Origin of the sequence: Pantoea sp. EA-12 (assembly GCF_030053355.1) — a bacterium.
Lineage (GTDB): Bacteria > Pseudomonadota > Gammaproteobacteria > Enterobacterales > Enterobacteriaceae > Pantoea > Pantoea vagans_C.
Genome location: NZ_JASGBY010000007.1, coordinates 127,381 through 145,826, shown reverse-complemented (window position 1 = coordinate 145,826; position 18,446 = coordinate 127,381). Strand labels below are relative to the sequence as shown.

At 53.6% G+C, this 18,446-nt stretch carries 16 protein-coding genes; 1 reads left to right on the top strand and 15 read right to left on the bottom strand.

Features of this window, described 5'->3' with window-relative positions; translation table 11 throughout:
* The first annotated feature begins 141 nt into the window (after nucleotides 1-141).
* Nucleotides 142-963 (top strand): DeoR/GlpR family DNA-binding transcription regulator, encoded by an 822-nt coding sequence (locus tag QMZ30_RS12815; RefSeq protein WP_283227669.1) that lies wholly within the window; start codon nucleotides 142-144, stop codon nucleotides 961-963.
* Nucleotides 964-1,027: 64 nt separating this feature from the next.
* On the opposite strand, the gene cheZ is transcribed toward QMZ30_RS12815, so the two are convergent.
* The 15 genes from cheZ to otsB all read right to left on the bottom strand — a co-directional run bounded on the left by cheZ (nucleotide 1,028) and on the right by otsB (nucleotide 18,397).
* Nucleotides 1,028-1,669: a protein phosphatase CheZ gene (gene cheZ, locus QMZ30_RS12810; protein ID WP_283227668.1), complete on the bottom strand. Its 642-nt coding sequence runs from the start codon at nucleotides 1,667-1,669 to the stop codon at nucleotides 1,028-1,030.
* A 9-nt stretch (nucleotides 1,670-1,678) separates the two neighbouring features.
* Nucleotides 1,679-2,068: a chemotaxis response regulator CheY gene (gene cheY / locus QMZ30_RS12805; protein ID WP_007892562.1), complete on the bottom strand. Its 390-nt coding sequence runs from the start codon at nucleotides 2,066-2,068 to the stop codon at nucleotides 1,679-1,681.
* Nucleotides 2,069-2,107: 39 nt separating this feature from the next.
* Nucleotides 2,108-3,157 (bottom strand): protein-glutamate methylesterase/protein-glutamine glutaminase, encoded by a 1,050-nt coding sequence (locus tag QMZ30_RS12800; protein ID WP_058972361.1) that lies wholly within the window; start codon nucleotides 3,155-3,157, stop codon nucleotides 2,108-2,110.
* Complete coding sequence (cheR, locus tag QMZ30_RS12795; protein ID WP_039337373.1) at nucleotides 3,154-4,029, bottom strand: protein-glutamate O-methyltransferase CheR; 876 nt, start codon at nucleotides 4,027-4,029, stop codon at nucleotides 3,154-3,156. The genes QMZ30_RS12800 and cheR overlap by 4 nt, the downstream gene beginning before the upstream one ends.
* Nucleotides 4,030-4,119: 90 nt before the next feature.
* On the bottom strand, nucleotides 4,120-5,799 hold the full coding sequence (locus QMZ30_RS12790; RefSeq protein WP_283227667.1) for a methyl-accepting chemotaxis protein: 1,680 nt from the start codon (nucleotides 5,797-5,799) through the stop codon (nucleotides 4,120-4,122).
* Between the two features lie 165 nt (nucleotides 5,800-5,964).
* Nucleotides 5,965-7,635 carry a methyl-accepting chemotaxis protein gene (locus QMZ30_RS12785; RefSeq protein ID WP_283227666.1) on the bottom strand — a complete coding sequence of 557 codons (1,671 nt, stop codon included), beginning with the start codon at nucleotides 7,633-7,635 and terminating at the stop codon, nucleotides 5,965-5,967.
* 268 nt (nucleotides 7,636-7,903) lie between these two features.
* A complete protein-coding gene (locus QMZ30_RS12780; protein ID WP_283227665.1) occupies nucleotides 7,904-9,580 on the bottom strand; it encodes a methyl-accepting chemotaxis protein in 1,677 nt (558 codons plus the stop codon).
* A gap of 166 nt (nucleotides 9,581-9,746) precedes the next feature.
* Nucleotides 9,747-10,244, bottom strand: coding sequence for a chemotaxis protein CheW (gene cheW / locus QMZ30_RS12775; protein WP_039337364.1), 498 nt, complete (start codon nucleotides 10,242-10,244; stop codon nucleotides 9,747-9,749).
* A gap of 22 nt (nucleotides 10,245-10,266) precedes the next feature.
* Nucleotides 10,267-12,234: a chemotaxis protein CheA gene (cheA, locus tag QMZ30_RS12770; protein WP_283227781.1), complete on the bottom strand. Its 1,968-nt coding sequence runs from the start codon at nucleotides 12,232-12,234 to the stop codon at nucleotides 10,267-10,269.
* 10 nt (nucleotides 12,235-12,244) lie between these two features.
* Nucleotides 12,245-13,276 (bottom strand): flagellar motor protein MotB, encoded by a 1,032-nt coding sequence (gene motB, locus QMZ30_RS12765; protein ID WP_283227664.1) that lies wholly within the window; start codon nucleotides 13,274-13,276, stop codon nucleotides 12,245-12,247.
* Nucleotides 13,273-14,160: a flagellar motor stator protein MotA gene (gene motA, locus QMZ30_RS12760; RefSeq protein ID WP_283227663.1), complete on the bottom strand. Its 888-nt coding sequence runs from the start codon at nucleotides 14,158-14,160 to the stop codon at nucleotides 13,273-13,275. Before motA ends, motB begins: the two co-directional genes overlap by 4 nt.
* 132 nt (nucleotides 14,161-14,292) lie before the next feature.
* Nucleotides 14,293-14,871 carry a flagellar transcriptional regulator FlhC gene (gene flhC / locus QMZ30_RS12755; RefSeq protein WP_039333405.1) on the bottom strand — a complete coding sequence of 193 codons (579 nt, stop codon included), beginning with the start codon at nucleotides 14,869-14,871 and terminating at the stop codon, nucleotides 14,293-14,295.
* Nucleotides 14,871-15,221 (bottom strand): flagellar transcriptional regulator FlhD, encoded by a 351-nt coding sequence (gene flhD / locus QMZ30_RS12750; RefSeq protein ID WP_039333407.1) that lies wholly within the window; start codon nucleotides 15,219-15,221, stop codon nucleotides 14,871-14,873. Before flhD ends, flhC begins: the two co-directional genes overlap by 1 nt.
* Nucleotides 15,222-16,175: 954 nt before the next feature.
* A complete protein-coding gene (gene otsA / locus QMZ30_RS12745) occupies nucleotides 16,176-17,612 on the bottom strand; it encodes an alpha,alpha-trehalose-phosphate synthase (protein ID WP_283227662.1) in 1,437 nt (478 codons plus the stop codon).
* Nucleotides 17,609-18,397 carry a trehalose-phosphatase gene (gene otsB, locus QMZ30_RS12740; protein ID WP_283227661.1) on the bottom strand — a complete coding sequence of 263 codons (789 nt, stop codon included), beginning with the start codon at nucleotides 18,395-18,397 and terminating at the stop codon, nucleotides 17,609-17,611. The genes otsA and otsB overlap by 4 nt, the downstream gene beginning before the upstream one ends.
* Nucleotides 18,398-18,446: the final 49 nt, after the last annotated feature.

Genomic DNA, 18,446 nt, shown 5'->3' with positions numbered 1-18,446 from the left:
TCTCATGGCTTTATCTCATTTTCATTCGAAAATGTACATTTGTGCAGGCCGCCTCGCAAATCCGTAAGGCGCAGAGTAAAATCATTTCGGGTTTTCTTATGGGTAAAACCAGACCGTGATTGGAAAGAGGGAGCATTTCGATTGAAAAGCAAAACTGAGCAGCTGGCTGATATGCAACAGCGCCGTGAGAAGATCCTGGAGATGATCCGTGAAGACGGCACCGTCACGGTAAAAGCCTTGACCGATACCTTTGGCCTGACCGAAGCCACCATCCGCACTGATTTACGCATGCTGCAAAAGGCCGGGCACGTTCAGCGCTATCACGGTGGTGCCACCCTCATGACCGGTAAACAGAATACGGGCGCACTGCTGCTGGAACGTCAGACACATCTCGATGAAAAAGAAGCCATTGGCCGCCTGGCGGCGCAGCATGTGGAAAATGGCGATACGGTGATTTTCGATTCCGGTACCACCACCACCGCGATTGCTGAGGCGATTGGGCATATCCGTCGTTTATCAGTGATCACCACGGCGGTAAATATCGCATTGAAACTTGGTGGGGAGCCCGGAATCAATATCCTTTTGACGGGGGGAACCTTTAAATTCCCGACGCTCTCCACCTCAGGGGAAAAAGCCGCCTCCTTCTTCGAGAACGTGCTGGCAGAAAAACTGTTTCTCGCCACCGCCTGTATCTCGCCACGTCTCGGCCTCAGCTTCCCGAGTGAAACCGACATCAAAGTGAAAATGGCGATGATCAACTCCGCCAGTACGGTTTACGTGGTGGCGGACTCCAGCAAAATCGATAAGGTGTCGATGTTCGCGCTGCCGTGCGAATGGAGCAAAATTCATTATTTGATCACGGACAGCGGGATTACTGCAGCACAGATTGCGGCATTTGAGGCGTTGGGTGTGCAGGTGTTGGTGGCGGGTGTTGAAGAGATGAAAAAGCGCGCCGTATTTTAACGGCGGCTGACGAAAATGGGACCTGTTGTGGCCTGTAGAGGCGGCCAGTTGACCGCCCGCCGCATCAGAACCCTAAGCTATCCAGCAGGTCATCGACCTGGTCCTGGTTCGCCACCACACCGGGTGCATTGGCGTGGATCTGCGGACCATTCAGCAGACTGCTGGCATCTTTACGCGCCGCTGCATTGGCTTCTGGCATATTCTCCAGCAGCACCATCAGCAGTTGACGTTCGATTTCCTGGATCACATCCATCATGCGCTTGATTACCTGACCGGTCAGGTCCTGGAAATCCTGCGCCATCATGATTTCCAACAATTGCTTGTTGGTATAAGACGTGTGCCCCGGTACGTCGGTCAAAAATTGACGCGTATCCGAAACCAACTCACGCGCATCAGTCAGTTCAATCGGATTTTCAAACCACGCATCCCAACGGCCTTTCAGCTGGTTGGCGCTGGATTCCATTTGGTCCTGGTGTGGCTGCGCAGCTTCTACGCAGTTCAGCGCACGTTCTGCTGCTTGCGCCGTCATTTGCACCACGTAATCCAGACGGTCCCGCGCGTCCGGAATCGCTTCCGCCGCTTCGGCAATCGCCTGGTCTAACCCCAATTCGCGCAGGCTGTCACGCAACATGCGCGTCAGCGAGCCGATACGGGCAATAATGTCGTGTGCCGAGGCTTCTTCGGTTGGTTTCGGAAGGTCGCTCATCACATCTCCTTACATACCCAGTTTTTCGAAAATTTTGCCCAATTTCTCTTCGAGTGTTGCCGCAGTAAATGGCTTCACGACGTATCCGCTGGCACCGGCTTGTGCGGCTGCGATGATGTTCTCTTTCTTCGCTTCTGCCGTCACCATCAGCACCGGCAGTTTGCTCAGTGCGGCATCGGCACGAATCGTCTGCAGCAGTTCCAGACCATCCATGTTTGGCATATTCCAGTCAGAGACGACAAAATCAAAGCCGCCAGCACGCAGTTTAGTCAGTGCATCTACACCGTCCTCTGCTTCTTCAACGTTATTGAATCCCAGCTCTTTCAGCAGGTTACGGACGATACGACGCATCGTATTGAAATCGTCCACCACCAAAAAGCGCATATTTTTATCAGCCATATCTACTCCTGTGTTGTCTTGTCCGGCAGGACCGGCTCGTTAAATTCGCAATGCCTGTCCGGCGCTAATTTTCGCCAGCATATGCTGGCTGATGTGTCCTAAATCGACGACTTCACTGGCACCGCCCATCGCAATTGCTTCGCGCGGCATACCAAATACGACGCAGCTGGCTTCGTCCTGCGCGATGGTCCAGGCACCCGCGCGATGCATTTCCAGCATCCCGGCGGCACCGTCATTCCCCATCCCGGTCAGAATCACGCCCACTGCATTTCGTCCTGCATGAACCGCAACCGAGCGAAACAGCACGTCAACTGACGGCTTATGGCGGTTCACGGGCGGTCCATCATTAAGTTTCACCACGTAGTTTGCGCCACTACGGCCTAACTCCATGTGCATCGCACCAGGCGCGATATAGGCGTGACCGGGCAGAATACGCTCGCCGTCTTCTGCCTCTTTCACGGTGATCTGGCACAGCTTGTTCAGACGCTCGGCAAAGGAACGCGTGAATCCCGGTGGCATATGTTGCGTGATCAGCAGTGCTGGACTGGTGGCAGGCAGCGGCTGCAGCACATGGCGAATGGCCTCTGTGCCGCCAGTTGACGATCCGATGGCAATCAGTTTTTCACTACTCAGCAACGGACCGGCTTTCAGCGTCACTTGGGCTGGCGTGGCAGGCCGCGCATGCAATTTCGCCCGCGCCGCGGCACGAATTTTGTCAGCGATCATCTGGCTGTAAGCCAACATGCCTTCACGAATACCCAACTGCGGCTTGGTGACAAAATCCACCGCACCTAACTCCAGCGCGCGCAGGGTGACTTCCGAACCTTTTCCGGTCAGCGAAGAGACCATCACCACCGGCATCGGGCGCAGACGCATCAGCTTCTCCAGGAAGTCGAGGCCGTCCATGCGCGGCATTTCCACATCCAGCGTCAGCACCTGTGGGTTGTACTGTTTGATTAAATCCCGCGCCACCAGTGGGTCCGGTGCCGTCGCGACCATCTCCATATCGGCATGGCTATTGATGATCTCGGTCATCAACTGGCGCATTAACGCAGAGTCATCCACGCACATTACGGTGATTTTGCTCATCGTCTTTCCTTGGTCAATCCATAGACTGTCTGTCCACGCAGCCAGAACTCTTTACTGATCTGGCTGAAGTTCTCTGAATGGCCGGCAAACAACAAACCGCCCGGCTTCAGCAGGGGCACGAAACGGCGCAAGATTTTTTCCTGCGTCTCTTTATCGAAATAGATCATCACGTTACGACAAAAAATCGCGTCAAACGGTCCCGGTAACGCCCAGTCGTTAGCCAATAGGTTCAACTGCGAGTAGTTCACCATGCCAGCCAGCTCAGAGCGCACACGCACCATGCCTTCATGTGGCCCGGTGCCGCGCAGGAAAAAACGCTGCAGCTGTGATTGCGACAAGGTGCGCAGCTCTTCCTGGCGATAGACACCCGCCACGGCCTTTTCCAATACTTGCGTATCGATATCGCTGGCGTGCACCTGGAATTTACCCGGTCCGGTGCCTAGGGTTTCCGCCAGCGTCATGGCGATGGAGTACGGCTCTTCACCGGTTGAGGCAGCGGTACTCCACACGCTGTAACTGCCACTGCGCTTACGCGCATGATCCGCGAGGATCGGAAAATGGTGCGCCTCGCGGAAAAATGAGGTCAGGTTGGTGGTCAGCGCGTTGATAAACGCCTGCCACTCAGCACTGTTCTGGTCTTGCTCCAGCAACGCCAGATAACGACCAAAATCATCAATATTCAGCATGCGCAAACGGCGCACTAAGCGGTTGTAAACCATCTCCCGCTTATGATCGGCCAGCACAATACCTGCGCGCTGATAGATCAGCTGGCTGATACGACGAAAATGAGTATCTGAGAGCGGCAGGCGCTGCACCATTTGCGAGAGCAGCGTTGTCGCTTCACTTTGATCCAATAACGTCGATTTCTTCATGTCAGGTCACCCGGCAACAAACTGATTAAATTGTGATACTGCGGTTACTGCTGTGCTGCCAGTTGGGCCGCCTTGCGGCGGCCACTCGGATTAAAAGGTTTCCCAGTTTTCGTCCGCGTTACGTATACCTGCCGGTTGCGCCAGCGCTTTTGGCGCGGCTGAACGCAAAATTTTTGGCGCTGTAGTAACGTTAACGGCCTGAGCTACAAATTCTTTACCAATATTGAACACTGCAACTGACTGTTTCAGTCGGCTGGCCTGATCTTCCAGTGCCGCCGCTGCCGTCGCGGACTCTTCCACCAGCGCGGCGTTCTGCTGCGTCACCCGATCCATTTCGTTCACCGCTAAGCCCACCTGGTCGATCCCGCGGCTCTGCTCATCGGACGCAGAGGCGATTTCGCCCATAATGTCGGTCACACGCGTGACGGCATTAACGATGTTTGTCATGGTTTCGCCGGCGCTTTCTACCAGCACCGAACCGGTGTTCACACGGCTCACCGAATCCTCAATCAGGCCTTTGATCTCTTTTGCTGCCTGGGCGCTGCGTTGTGCCAGACTGCGCACTTCGCCCGCGACCACCGCAAAACCACGGCCCTGTTCACCGGCACGCGCGGCTTCAACCGCGGCGTTCAGTGCCAGGATATTGGTCTGGAAGGCGATGCCATCAATGACGCTGATAATGTCGGCAATTTTCTTCGAACTGCCGGTGATCTCTTTCATGGTGGTGACCACGCCATCGACCACTTTGCCGCCGTGCTGTGCCGTTTCTGAAGCGGTCAGCGCCAGCTGTGAAGCCTGACGGGCGTTTTCAGCGTTCTGTTTCACCGTGGCGGTTAACTGCTCCATGCTGGCGGCGGTCTCTTCAAGCGAAGCTGCCTGTTGCTCGGTGCGAGAGGAGAGATCGTTGTTGCCCATGGCGATTTCACTGGCGCCGGTGTAAATGGCGTCTGAACCATCACGCACGGTACGCACGGTGTTCGACAGCTCTTGCTGCATATGCTGGAGCGAGCTGAGTAATTCACCCATCTCGTTACGCATGCTGACATCAATCTGCTGCGTGAGGTCGCCACGCGCGATATGGCGGATATGCTCAATACTCTGTTTCAGAGGGCGAATCAGCACGTTACGCATGCCATTCCACACCAGCAGAATCACCAGGAAGGTCACCAGCAACGTGCCGAGTACCAGCATGATCGAGTGTTGATAAGCGCTTTCGTTGGCATCGATACCCTGCCTGGCTAATACGATGTTGTGGGCCAGCCAGGCGTTGTAATCGGTTTCAAACTTATTCTGGAAACCCTGCGTCGGCTGGTCGACGAAACCTTTGAAATTTCCTGAACCCAGGAAATCAATCAGCTCAGCCAGTGCACCTCGGAAGGCTTTATAGTTCGCCTGTAACGTCAGCACGTTTTCGGCAGACTTGCCTTTCTCAGACAAGTTAGCGTTGAACTCAGCAAATCCTTTGTCAGCGGTTTGTAACTCCTCATTGGCCAGTGCCACCAGTTCTTTCACGGTCGCGCCTGAGCCAGCCTGCTGGCTGTCCAGCAGATAGCGGATCCCTGCACGGTTCAGCGTGTTACGCGCCTGAACCAGTGATACCCAAGAGGTGCCCATTGCCCGTTGCAGCGTGCTGAGACGCTGGTTGTAAGCAAAATTCTCTTTATCGGCTTTCACCGTGGTAAAAAACATCCCTCCGGAAAACAGCTGCAGCAAGGCAAATAAGGCCAGCACACACAACAGCCCGGAAACGACTCGAATACGACTAAACATAAACACCTCATTGGTTGGCGGATCGCTCCTGTTATCGGCCTTCGCGGGGGGATCTTTACGGATGATGTGACGGGTTGGACCAGCGGGAATTAGGGAGGAATCGGGATAAATTGGCTCTAAGCGTGGGTGAGCGGGAGAGGGGTAGAATCCCCCCTCGCTCAACGCTTAAAACGTTTCCCAGTGGCTGTCACTCACCGGTGCTGTCACTGCTTTACGTGGTGTTTTCACGGCTTGCGGCGCGATCTGCGGATGACGCACTACCGCCTCTGCTTGCGCAGCACGCGGCACGCGGAATACCGCCACCGACTGGCTCAAGCGGCTGGCCTGCTCTTCCAGTGAAGCCGCAGCAGCAGCGGACTCTTCCACCAACGAAGCGTTCTGTTGTGTCACGCGGTCCATCTCAGTGACGGCCTGACCGACCTGATCGATTCCCCGGCTCTGTTCATCAGACGCTGAAGCAATCTCGCCCATAATATCGGTGACGCGAGTGACCGCCCCGACGATATCGTTCATGGTTTCACCGGCGGTGCCCACCAGCTGTGAACCGCTATTGACGCGGTTGACGGAATCTTCAATCAATCCTTTGATCTCTTTCGCGGCCTGGGCACTGCGCTGCGCCAGATTACGCACTTCACCCGCCACCACGGCAAATCCACGCCCCTGCTCACCCGCACGTGCGGCTTCAACCGCGGCGTTGAGTGCCAGAATATTGGTCTGGAACGCAATACCGTCGATCACGCTGATAATATCGGCGATTTTTTTCGAACTGCCTGCGATGTCATGCATGGTACGCACCACACCATCGACCACTTCTCCGCCTTTACGTGCCGTATCGGAAGCGCTCAGTGCCAACTGCGATGCCTGACGGGCATTCTCCGCATTTTGTTTCACGGTAGCGGTCAACTGCTCCATGCTGGCTGCCGTCTGCTCCAGCGAGGCCGCTTGCTCCTCGGTACGTGCAGAGAGATCGTTATTACCCGCTGAAATTTCACTCGCTCCGGTGAAGATGGCATCGGAACCGTCACGCACGTTGCTGACGGTTCGTACCAGCGACTGCTGCATCTCATGCAGGCTGGCCGCCAGCTGGCTCATCTCATTGCGCCCTTCCACCGTGATGTTCTGCGTCAGATCGCCAGAAGCGATATGGCGAATATGCCCCAGCAGCTGATGCAGCGGTTGGATCAACACGCTGCGCAAGCCAAACCAGCAGCCAACAATGACAAACACCACCACCAGCGCAACAAACGCCAGCAGCCACATCATGGTGTGGAACGCGCGCTGGTTCTGCGCCACACCTTCTGCCGCCAGAGCGCTTTGTGCGGTGCGCCACTCTGCGTAGGTTGCTTTCATCTTCACCTGTTTGGCTTCGATATTCTGCGCAAACATACCTTGCAGGTCGTTGGCTTTCAGGCGTTCCAGCATCGCTTTTAAGCCATCGTTAAACGCCGCGTAGTCCGCTTCCAGCCGGTCGCGCAACGCGTCCGGTAAACCTGGCGTGCCTGGCAGATCGTAATAACGCTGATAGTGCCCTGCGGCGACATCCAGCTGCTTTTCCGTTTGCGCAATCAGCGCCTGGAGCTGACCGCCGTTGGACTGTGCCGCCATAGTGCCCTGCATGCGCAGCATGGCGCGGTTCAATACGGTACGGGTCTGGTTGAGCTCAATCCAGGCATCGGACATCGCGCCAACGTTATTGGTGGAGGTCTGCGCGACGGCAAACGCCTCTTTATCTTTCTGTAAGGCAGACCAGAACAGCCCGCCCGACAGTAACTGCAAAGCGCCAAACACCAGCAAGACGGTGATAAGGCTGGTGACGACATTAATTCGTTTTAACATGGGTTCTCCAGAGGATGATGCGTTTCGGCTTCCGCTGTTATCGACCGCAGTTGTTAAAATTTGAGGGGCTTTAACGGCTTTTACGAAATATAATTCTGCCAATAAGTTTCTTTACAGAGTTTTATAACTAAAGAAATTGTCATTAAAAAAAATGCGCCTTTACCGCAGGAGCGATAAAGGCGCATCGTTGTTATCCATTCTCAGCGAGGCTTTGACCTGCCGTCTGTAGGGTGCGGCACTTGTGCCGTCCGCCTACTCCCGCAATCGGTTAGAAGGTTTCCCAGTTGCTGTCACTTACAGGTGCCGTCACGGCCTTACGCGGCGCACTTAACACCGGTGGCGCAATCTGTGGATGACGAACCACTGCGCTGGCCACTGCAGGCTGTGCTGCGCGCGCAACCTTGAACACCGCCACAGACTGGCTCAGGCGGCTGGCCTGCTCTTCCAGTGACGCGGCTGCGGCGGCAGACTCTTCCACTAGCGAAGCATTCTGCTGTGTCACGCGATCCATTTCGGTGACCGCCTGGCCGACCTGATCAATACCGCGACTCTGCTCATCCGATGCAGAGGCGATCTCGCCCATAATGTCGGTTACACGCGTCACCGCACTGACGATTTCACTCATGGTGTCACCCGCGGTGCCCACCAGCTCAGAGCCGCTGTTGACACGACTTACCGAGTCCTCAATCAGGCTCTTAATCTCTTTAGCAGCTTGTGCACTGCGCTGTGCCAGGTTACGAACTTCACCCGCGACCACGGCAAAACCACGCCCCTGCTCACCGGCACGGGCCGCTTCAACCGCCGCGTTTAGCGCCAAAATATTGGTCTGGAAAGCGATGCCATCAATCACACTGATGATATCGGCAATTTTCTTCGAGCTTCCGGCGATATCGCTCATGGTACGCACTACGCCAGCCACAACATTGCCGCCCTTCTGTGCCGTTTCGGACGCGCTGAGCGCCAACTGCGATGCCTGACGGGCATTTTCGGCGTTCTGTTTCACCGTGGCGGTGAGCTGCTCCATGCTGGCAGCGGTCTGCTCCAGCGATGCCGCCTGCTCTTCAGTACGTGCAGAGAGATCATTGTTACCCGCTGAGATTTCACTGGCACCGGTGAAGATGGCGTCAGAACCATCACGCACGTTGCTGACAGTGCGCACCAGCGACTGCTGCATATCATGCAGACTGGTCGCTAACTGCGTCATCTCATTGCGACCTTCAATCGCGATGGTCTGCGTCAAGTCGCCCTGCGCAATATGTTGGATGTGTTGAATATTGTCGTTAAGCGGTTTAATCAATACCTTGCGTAAACCCACCCAGCACAGCGCAATCACGGCAATCACTACCACCATCACCGCACCCAGCAACCACATCATATGCTCATAAGCCGATACGTTGGCTTGCACACCGGCTTCAGTCAATCGATCCTGATCGGCACGCCACTGGCTGTAATCTTTCAGGAACGCACTCTGACTTGGTGCTACCGGCACTTTCCCGGCCAGTACCAAATCTTTCGCCAGCAGCGCGTCCTGCATCTGGCTCAGTGCACTGGCATAAGCGCTGTAAGTCTGATCCAGATGCTTGTTCAGCTCGACGTCCTGCCCCGGTGTATCTGGCGTCGCTTTAAACAGTTGGTAATGGTCCGCTGCACTTTTCTGAAACGCTTTGCTGTCGTCATACAGGCCAGCAATATCCGGCTCAGAACCGTTCAGTTTGCTGGTGGCCATACGCAACTGAATGCGGGTTAGCACCACACGGCTCTGGTTGAGACTCATGTAGGCATCGTTGATGGCAGCCGTGTTTTTACTCGCCAGCTGTGAAACGTTGAAACTGTTTTTGTCATCACTCAGCGCTTTAAAAAACAGCGAGCCGGATGCCAGTTGCAGAAAACCAAATACCAATAGCACCAGCAATAAACTGGTGACAACACGGATTCTTGTAAACATAGTTTGCCCTGGAAAAAGAAGAAAAATGACGCAGTACAGTTATCGACCCATGGCGAGGAATATTGAGGGTAAATGTAGGGTCTTTGGGATTTTTTTGTTGAATTACAAGGAATTAATTTAGCCAAGTGATGATAACGGGCCGCAGAGCAGCGACCCGTTTAGGGCATTACGCGCTACGCAGTGTATCCACCAGCGCCATCTCTTCGCTGCTCAGCAGCTTTTCGATGTCGACCAGAATCAGCATACGCTCACCCAGCGCACCCAGACCGGTCAGGTATTCAGTGGACATGGTCACCGCGAATTCCGGTGCCGGGCGAATCTGATCCTGCGTCAGAGAGAGCACGTCAGACACGCCATCTACCACGATACCCACCACACGGTGTTCGAGATTCAGGACGATCACCACGGTGTTTTCGTTGTATTCCACATCCTGCTGCGCAAACTTCACGCGCAGGTCGATGATAGGCACGATCACGCCACGCAGGTTGGTCACACCTTTGATGAACTCTGGGGTGTTGGCGATGCGCGTTACCTGATCGTAACCGCGAATCTCCTGCACTTTCAGAATATCGATGCCGTACTCTTCGTCACCCAGAGTGAAAACTAAGAATTCCTGGCCCACGGTTTCGCCAGCGATTTTGGTCACGGTTGCCATGTCAGTCATTTTTTTGCCCTTTAATTATCTATTATGCTGCGGCACCGGCCACACGCTTTTCACGGTTCAACGATTGCAGTGCAGAGACATCCACAATCAGCGCCACGCTGCCATCGCCGAGGATGGTGGCAGCAGAAATGCCCGGCACTTTGCGATAGTTGCTTTCCAGGTTCTTCACCACCACCTGATGCTGACCAATCAGCTGATCGACCAGCAGTGCATAACGGCGGCCTGCGCTTTGCAGAATCACCACAATGCCTTGGGTGGCATCGGTTTTGGCGTTCTGCACTTCAAACACATTCCACAGCTCAACCAGCGGCAAGTATTCGCCACGCACTTCCAGCACGCGCTCGCCACCGGCCAGCGGTTTCAGTTCTTCTGCGGTAGGCTGCAGTGACTCCATCACGGCGTTGAGCGGCAGGATGAAGACCTCATCTGCGACGCGGACTGACATGCCGTCCAGAATCGCCAGCGTCAGCGGCAGAAGAATGCGGATGGTGGTGCCTTTGCCTTGCTTCGAGGAGATCTCAACGTGTCCGCCCATCTCCTGAATATTACGCTTCACCACGTCCATACCCACGCCACGGCCGGATACATCGGTGACCTGCTCAGCGGTTGAGAAGCCAGGCGCGAAGATCAGCATGCCGACTTCTTCATCGCTCATGTTTTCGCTGACCGGCAAGCCTGAAGACATGGCCTTGGCCAGAATACGCTCGCGGTTCAATCCGGCACCGTCATCTATCACTTCGATGCAGATGTTGCCGCCTTGATGTTCCGCTGACAGCGTCAGGTTACCGACGCCCGTTTTGTTGGCAGCCAGACGTTTCTCTGGGGTTTCGATACCGTGGTCGAGACTGTTACGCACCAGGTGCGTTAACGGATCGATGATGCGTTCAATCAGGCTCTTATCCAGTTCGGTGGAGCTGCCGAGCAGCGTCAGTTCCACTTCTTTACCCAATTTGCTGGCCAGATCGCGCACCAGACGTGGGAAGCGGCTAAAGACATACTCCATTGGCATCATACGAATCGACATCACGGACTCTTGCAGGTCACGGGCATTACGCTCCAGCTGACCCATGCTATTCAGCAGGTCACCGTGTGCCACCGGGTCCAGTGCGCCTGAGCGCTGCGCCAGCATCGATTGGGTAATAACCAATTCGCCGACCAGGTTGATCAACTGATCGACCTTCTCAACTGCAACACGGATGCTGCTGGATTCGCTGGCTTTTGCCGGCGCTGCCGCGCGTTTCGCTTCGCGTTTAGCGGGCGGCGTAATATCTGTCACGGTGGCGGTTTGTACTGGTGCAGGTGCGGCTTCCGCCACAGCTGGCGCTTCTGCTACCGCGCCCTCAGGGAACTGAATCTGCGCTTCATCCAGCACAAAGCACAGCACCGCGACGATGTCATCTTTGCCCACGCCATCAACGGTGGCTTCCAGCGTGTTCGCGCCTTTCACTACGTTGCTGACGGTACCCAGGTTACCGAGTTCTTCCAGCATCAACTCGGGTTCTTTCTCTTTCAAATCCACCAGTTTTAAGCGCAGGCCAGCCGCTGCAACAGGGGCGGCGATTTCCACCACTTCGGCCACTTTCGGTGCTTCAGGCGCTATGCCTTTGGCTTCCAGCGCCAGCTGACGCAGTGCTTCGCAGATGTATTTAAAGCTTTCTGCATTCGGTTCCTGCGCCGTTTTATAGGCATCGAGCTGTTCTTGCATAATATCTTTGGTTTCCAAAAACAGGTTGATGATGTCGGTGCTCAGCTGCATTTCGCCGCGGCGCGCACCATCCAGAATGTTTTCCAGGATGTGGGTGGTTTCCTGTAAAACCGTAAAGCCAAATGTACCGGCTCCGCCCTTGATGGAGTGGGCGGCGCGGAAGATGGCATTCAACTGCTCGGAATCGGGCTCCTGGGGATCCAATCCCAACAGGTGTTGCTCCATATCCGCTAACAGCTCATCGGCTTCATCAAAAAACGTCTGGTAAAAATCGCTGATGTCCATGCTCACGGGATCACCTCGGCTGTGAGGGTTGGTCTGGTGTCACCGCGCTCGCCGCTGGCTTATCCGCTGGAGCAGGTGTCACCACGTTGGTCGGCGCTGCCGGCTTCGCGGTTGAACCTGCCGGTGCAGTGGAGGCTGCCGGGCCGGTGGGTGCGGTAATGTCGGGAATAATTTGTGCCGGGTCAGTTACCTGCGCGGCATCGCTTTCAGAGTTCTCTTTTTCAATCGCAGCCTGGGTGTCGTGGTTCAACACCAGCAGACTGATACGGCGGTTGACGGCATCATTGGCTCCGCGGTTTTTCAGCTTCATGGTGTCGGCCATACCGACAACACGCAGCATCTTTCCGCCATCCAGTCCGCCAATCACCAGTTCACGGCGTGAAGCATTGGCACGATCGGCGGACAATTCCCAGTTGCTGTAGCCACGATCGCCATTGGCATACTGGAAGTCATCAGTGTGACCCGCCAGACTGATTTTGTTAGGAATATCATTCAACACCGGGGCAATGGCACGCAGGATGTCACGCATGTACGGTTCCACCTCCGCGCTACCGGTTTTAAACATCGGGCGGTTTTGGCTATCAATAATCTGGATGCGTAACCCTTCTTCAACCATATTTATGATCAAGTGCGGACGCATGGCTTTCAGACGCGGGTCGGCCTCGATCAGTTGGTCTAACTTTTCGCGCAGTCGATTCAGGCGAATCTCTTCCAGCTTTTTCTTCTGCGCATCCATATCAACCACTTTCTTCACTTCACCGTCTTTGCGCGTCGGATCATCACCGCCACCCGGAATCGGGCTTTCGCTGTCACTGCTGCGCTGTCCGCCGGTTAACGCCACTTTCAGCGGTGTACGGAAGTATTCTGCAATCTGGATCAACTCTTTGGGACTGGCGGTAGAAAGTAGCCACATCACCATAAAGAACGCCATCATCGCCGTCATAAAGTCGGCATAGGCAATCTTCCACGAGCCGTGGCTACCATGATGACCTTTATGTTTGCGCTTTTTAACCAGCACAATGGGGCGATTACCCGCTTTCATGAATTCTGATCCGAGGTCTGTTTCGCTGGGTTTTTAGCGTTACGTACGTGCTCTTCCAGTTCCGAGAACGATGGACGCTCGCTGGAGTAAAGCGTCTTACGGCCAAATTCCACGGCAATCTGTGGTGCATAACCATTGAGACTCGAAAGCAACGTGACTTTCACGCACTGCATCATCTTGGTGGTTTCAGCACACTTCTGACGCAATACCGAAGCAAGCGGCGAAATAAAACCATAGGCCAACAGAATACCGAGGAAGGTCCCCACCATCGCGTGGGCAACCAGTGCACCCAGCTCAGCTGCTGGACGGTCCGCTGAAGCCAGTGCGTGCACCACGCCCATAACGGCCGCCACGATACCGAACGCGGGCAAGCCATCACCCATTGCCGATAAGCTTTGCGCGGGCACTTCACACTCGTGCTCGTAGGTTTCGATCTCTTCATCCATCAGCGCTTCAATTTCAAACGCGTTCATATTCCCGCTCACCATTAACCGTAAATAGTCGGTAATAAAATCCACCAACTGTTTATCGGACAAAATACGCGGATAGTTAGCGAAGATTTCACTCTGACTTGGGTCTTCAATATCACGTTCTAATGACAGCATGCCCTGCTGGCGTGATTTTGCCATCAGGCGATATAGCAGAGCCATTAAATCCATGTATACGGATTTGTTATATTTCGAGCCGCGCATTAACAAAGGCAGCGCTTTTAACGTTTTTTTGATCGACTTGCCATTATTACCTACCAAAAAGGCACCAATACCGGCTCCGCCGATAATGATCAGTTCAGCAGGTTGATAAAGTGCGCCCAAATGGCCACCGACCATCATATAGCCGCCCAACACGGAGCCGACGACCACGATATAACCCAGAATAATCAGCACAAAAAATCCTTACGTCCGTAACGTGTTGGTAGAAGTTAAGCCAGAGAGCCGCAGGTGTTATTCGGTGATCGTGGGCAAAAAAAAAGCAGCGGGATTAACCGCTGCTGGATGCTTTCCACGATGCGAACAATTTTAAACGGCGCGTTTAACCTGTTCATCCAGCAGTTGTGGAAAGGTATCGGCAGAATCTGCAGAAAGTTTACGTCTTTTTACGGCACGTGATGGCGGCTGGCACAGGCTGCAGACAAAGCTGCCCACCGGCTGATGAGCGTGGTTAATAAAGCTACCCCCACAACATTTGCAGTCGGACAGTTCCAGCATGCCACTTTCAACGAATCGCACCAGGGTCCATGCGCGCGTTAGCGCCAACAGCGGGCCCTCGTCCGATTGCGGACATTGCTCAAGATACAGGCGATACGCCTTGATAACGGCTTCCACACCATTGCTCAGCCCGGTCTTCAACAAAAACTGCCAGGCATTACAGAACATGGATGCGTGAATATTTTGTTCCCAGGTCATGAACCAGTCGGTAGAGAATGGCAGCATACCCTTCGGTGGTGGCGCACCACGCAGCTCTTTGTACAGTTTAATCAGGCGACCACGGCTCAGCTGGGTTTCACTTTCCAGCATCTGCAGTCTCGCGCCCAATGTAATCAGCTCCATAGCAAGCTGAATATCGCGCGCTTCCTGAACAATACTTTTTTCGGTCATTACACCGCCCTCTTCTTCGCAGAAGCATCATCTTTCGAGGCGCTCCGCAGTAAACGGCTGGATAATAAAATACCGGTGTGGATTTGCTGCAAGTCATCCACGCGTGACTCTTGTGTCAAACGATTAATATGATTGTGGTCAGTAAAGCGGAACTGGCAAACCAATTGGTTGGTTTCTGCTAACTTCACCATTTCCGGCAAAGTTAATTGCGACAATGCATCTGCCATCGATTCATCGATGCCTAAACGAAACATTGCTGAAGCTTTTTCCTGGTTAATTAAACGCTGAGCAAGAAGCAAATATGACAGATTGATGTCATATATATGTTTTAGTAATTCTGATGTACCCATTTTTTCCATCCTGATAGACGCGACACATATACGGCCACAGAATTAAAGTTTCTATGGTTCGGGTTGCTGGTTGGTAAATCTAAAGATGGCAAAAAATAATCAGGCAAAGCCAACGTGTACTGAACTGTTTCACTTCCCGCCGGGACACTGATCAGTAGTAGTCAAAACTCCAGGCCATTCTTTTCTTGAGTTGTAACCATCTTCCGTGACGTCTGCTTACAGTTTTTTAAGACTAATCCGAAAACAACGCAAATCTATATCGTCTGATTTCTACATACAACGTGAGTGGCGCGAAATTTTAGATAAAGTGTGATCTGCGTCACACTTTTAAGGCAAATTTTTTCCTGGAAGCTTCAGAATTGCTTTTCTGTTGTACGTTTTTTGAACGAATTTGAATTGTTTCGCTAATATTTCACTGCTAAATCGAAGGTTTTATCCTCTGCGGGATATTGTCATTACAATGCGATCTTTTATCTGTCACGTTGTGTTTAGGTTGATATAACGAACCATTATTCAGGGAAAATACAGGATAAAACTCCATGCAATGCCGAAATTAATCGCTTTTAAATTAATCACTTACTGGGAATATTGCTGCAAGACATTAACAGGAGGTCGATAGCGAAGCGTGAAGACTGAGCGCAGCCTGCCTGGGAACTGTTAGGTCTTTGTAGGGAGTGTTTAGTGAACGGCAGTGGATGTAACAGCGCGTTACATTAGAGAAACGAATGAATTGAGGATTTTACGTATTGATGTAACCAAACTATCGGCCTGGCCAACCAAATCTTTAGGGTTGAGATGAAAAAAAAGCTTTTTGAGGGTCTGATTGAGCGGTTTTTAACCAAAATGTGCGCTTTTGACTGTGGTCTCAGGCAGTTAACGCATCATGAAAAGCAAACGATTGCGTGGATTAATAATGGGGTGTGGAAACGGTGCGCATCCCTGCGCACCTGACAATTAGGCTAACTTTGGAAAGGTGGCGACCTTGTTGGCGGTTCCGTGATCGTCACTGCGCACTGGCAATGTGTTTAAATCCTTAAGAAAGCTCTCACGCCAGTGGGTGATGTCATGCTTGCGCAGCACTGCCATCATGTCGTTATAACGCGAGATACGCTCGGTGCGTGGCATCGTTAATGCCCGGTCCATGGCGGCTGCCACCTCATCCCGATCGTAGGGATTAACGATAAGTGCCGATGTCAGCTCATTTGCCGCACCCGCGAATCGTGACAGCACCAGTACGCCGGGATCGTCCGGGTCCTGCGCCGCCACATACTCTTTGGCGACCAGGTTCATCCCATCACGTAATGGCGTCACCAAGCCGACATCCGTCAGACGGAAGATTTTCATTAACAAACGACGGTCAAAGTGCTGATTCAGGTAATAGAGCGGCGTCCAGCCCAGGGTGCCGTATTTACCGTTGATACGCCCGGCTTCGGTTTCCAATTGATGACGAATATCCTGATAAGCCTGTACGTCACCTCGTGAGGTGGGCGCAATTTGCGAATAACGGATATTGCCGCGATGCTGCGGGAAATTCTCCAGCAGCGCTTCATAAGCCTGAAAACGCTCAGGCAAGCCCTTGGAGTAATCCAGACGTTCACTGGCAATAATATTCTGTAAGTCCCCCAGCTCACGCTTCATCGCGGCCATTTTCGGCGGCAAGGGCCCTTCTGCCATCTCTTTAATGCTGTCAGGCTCAATCCCAATCGGATAGACCTCAGTCATAAAGGTATTGCCGAAGGCACGGTGTTTCTTCTCGCCTTTATTCTGCAACTGCGTTAACTGGCTCAAGCTGTCGAGGAAAGCCACGCGATCGGATTCTGTCTGGAAACCCAGTAAGTCGTAGTCGCAAAGCATTTCCAACAATTCCTGATGTGTCGGCAACGCATTGAAGATTTCTGGCGTCGGGAACGGGATATGCAGAAAGAATCCGATACGGTTATTGACGCCCAGTTTGCGCAGTTCTGCGGCAAACGGTAGCAGATGGTAATCATGCACCCATATAACGTCGTCGGGTTGCAGCAGCGGTTTCAGGCGCTGCGCCAGCAAGGTATTCACACGGCAGTAGCCTTCCCACGCCTCACGCTGAAATTGCACTAAATCGAGACGATAGTGGAATGCAGGCCAGATGACCGTATTGGAAAACTGGCAATAGTACTGATCATAATCATTTTGATTGAGCGGGAGGGACGCGTAAGTAATGCCATCATGTTCGACCTGCGAAAGCTCATCTTGCTCTTCTCCTGAGAACTCACTGATCTCCCCATTCCAGCCAAACCACAACCCTCCGGTATTGTGCAGGGCGTCCATAATACCGACTGCGAGACCACCCGCGCTGGCTTTGGTCCCATCCGGAATGGCAATACGGTTAGATACGACGACTAAACGACTCATAACCTTGACTCCTTACCGACGATGTCATGTTCTAGTTGTAATAATAGTTGCGCCAACCACTGCCATACCGCATCAACGCTGTTGAGACGGTAACGCGCGTGACTGGCGCCTTCTCCGACTTTGACAGAGATGCCCTGCATGGCGTTCACCGCGATAAATCCTTTTTCGTCTGTCAGATCGTCACCCACAAATACCGGAATGCGCCCGATAAAGGGTGCTTCCTGCATAAACTCACGCACGGCGGCACCTTTATCGATGCCTTGCGGTTTCAACTCCACCACGCATTTGCCGGGCTGTAGCGCCAGCGCAGGAAAGCGCGTCACGGCATCTTCTGCCAGCTGCATGATCGATTTTTCATAGTCCGGTGCGTTGCGATAATGCAGAGCGAACGCCATCCCTTTCACCTCCAGCAACGTGCCCGGCCACTGGTCTAGCGTCTGCCGCAACTCGATTTGCAGCGTTTGTGCAACGTCTCCCGGCAATGTTTGTCGGTGCACTCGCCCACTGGCATCACGCCGCTCCGCACCGTGCACACCGGCTGCCGGCGCTTCCAGTGGCGCCACCAGTGCATCCAGTTGCGAAATGGGGCGGCCGGAGACTAACGCCAACGCGCCATGGCTTAAATTGGAGATTTGTTGCAGATGCTGACGCACTGATGCGGGGATGGAAACGAGTTCGGGCTGCGATTGAATCGCCGCCAACGTACCGTCAACATCAAAAAAGAAGGCATAAAGTCCACCGCTTAACGACGGCAAGATAGTGTTCTGATTAACCGCAGGGGTCACGTCTCCTCCTGTATTTTGGCTGCAACAGGATGTTCGGAGTCAGGCTGGG

Bases quoted from the DNA above. Each gene is read 5' to 3' on its own strand.
- cheZ (WP_283227668.1), bottom strand. From the start codon at position 1,669: ATGAGCGACCTTCCGAAACCAACCGAAGAAGCCTCGGCACACGACATT.
- cheY (WP_007892562.1), bottom strand. From the start codon at position 2,068: ATGGCTGATAAAAATATGCGCTTTTTGGTGGTGGACGATTTCAATACG.
- QMZ30_RS12800 (WP_058972361.1), bottom strand. From the start codon at position 3,157: ATGAGCAAAATCACCGTAATGTGCGTGGATGACTCTGCGTTAATGCGC.
- cheR (WP_039337373.1), bottom strand. From the start codon at position 4,029: ATGAAGAAATCGACGTTATTGGATCAAAGTGAAGCGACAACGCTGCTC.
- QMZ30_RS12790 (WP_283227667.1), bottom strand. From the start codon at position 5,799: ATGTTTAGTCGTATTCGAGTCGTTTCCGGGCTGTTGTGTGTGCTGGCC.
- QMZ30_RS12785 (WP_283227666.1), bottom strand. From the start codon at position 7,635: ATGTTAAAACGAATTAATGTCGTCACCAGCCTTATCACCGTCTTGCTG.
- QMZ30_RS12780 (WP_283227665.1), bottom strand. From the start codon at position 9,580: ATGTTTACAAGAATCCGTGTTGTCACCAGTTTATTGCTGGTGCTATTG.
- cheW (WP_039337364.1), bottom strand. From the start codon at position 10,244: ATGACTGACATGGCAACCGTGACCAAAATCGCTGGCGAAACCGTGGGC.
- cheA (WP_283227781.1), bottom strand. From the start codon at position 12,234: ATGGACATCAGCGATTTTTACCAGACGTTTTTTGATGAAGCCGATGAG.
- motB (WP_283227664.1), bottom strand. From the start codon at position 13,276: ATGAAAGCGGGTAATCGCCCCATTGTGCTGGTTAAAAAGCGCAAACAT.
- flhC (WP_039333405.1), bottom strand. From the start codon at position 14,871: ATGACCGAAAAAAGTATTGTTCAGGAAGCGCGCGATATTCAGCTTGCT.
- flhD (WP_039333407.1), bottom strand. From the start codon at position 15,221: ATGGGTACATCAGAATTACTAAAACATATATATGACATCAATCTGTCA.
- otsA (WP_283227662.1), bottom strand. From the start codon at position 17,612: ATGAGTCGTTTAGTCGTCGTATCTAACCGTATTGCCATTCCGGATGGG.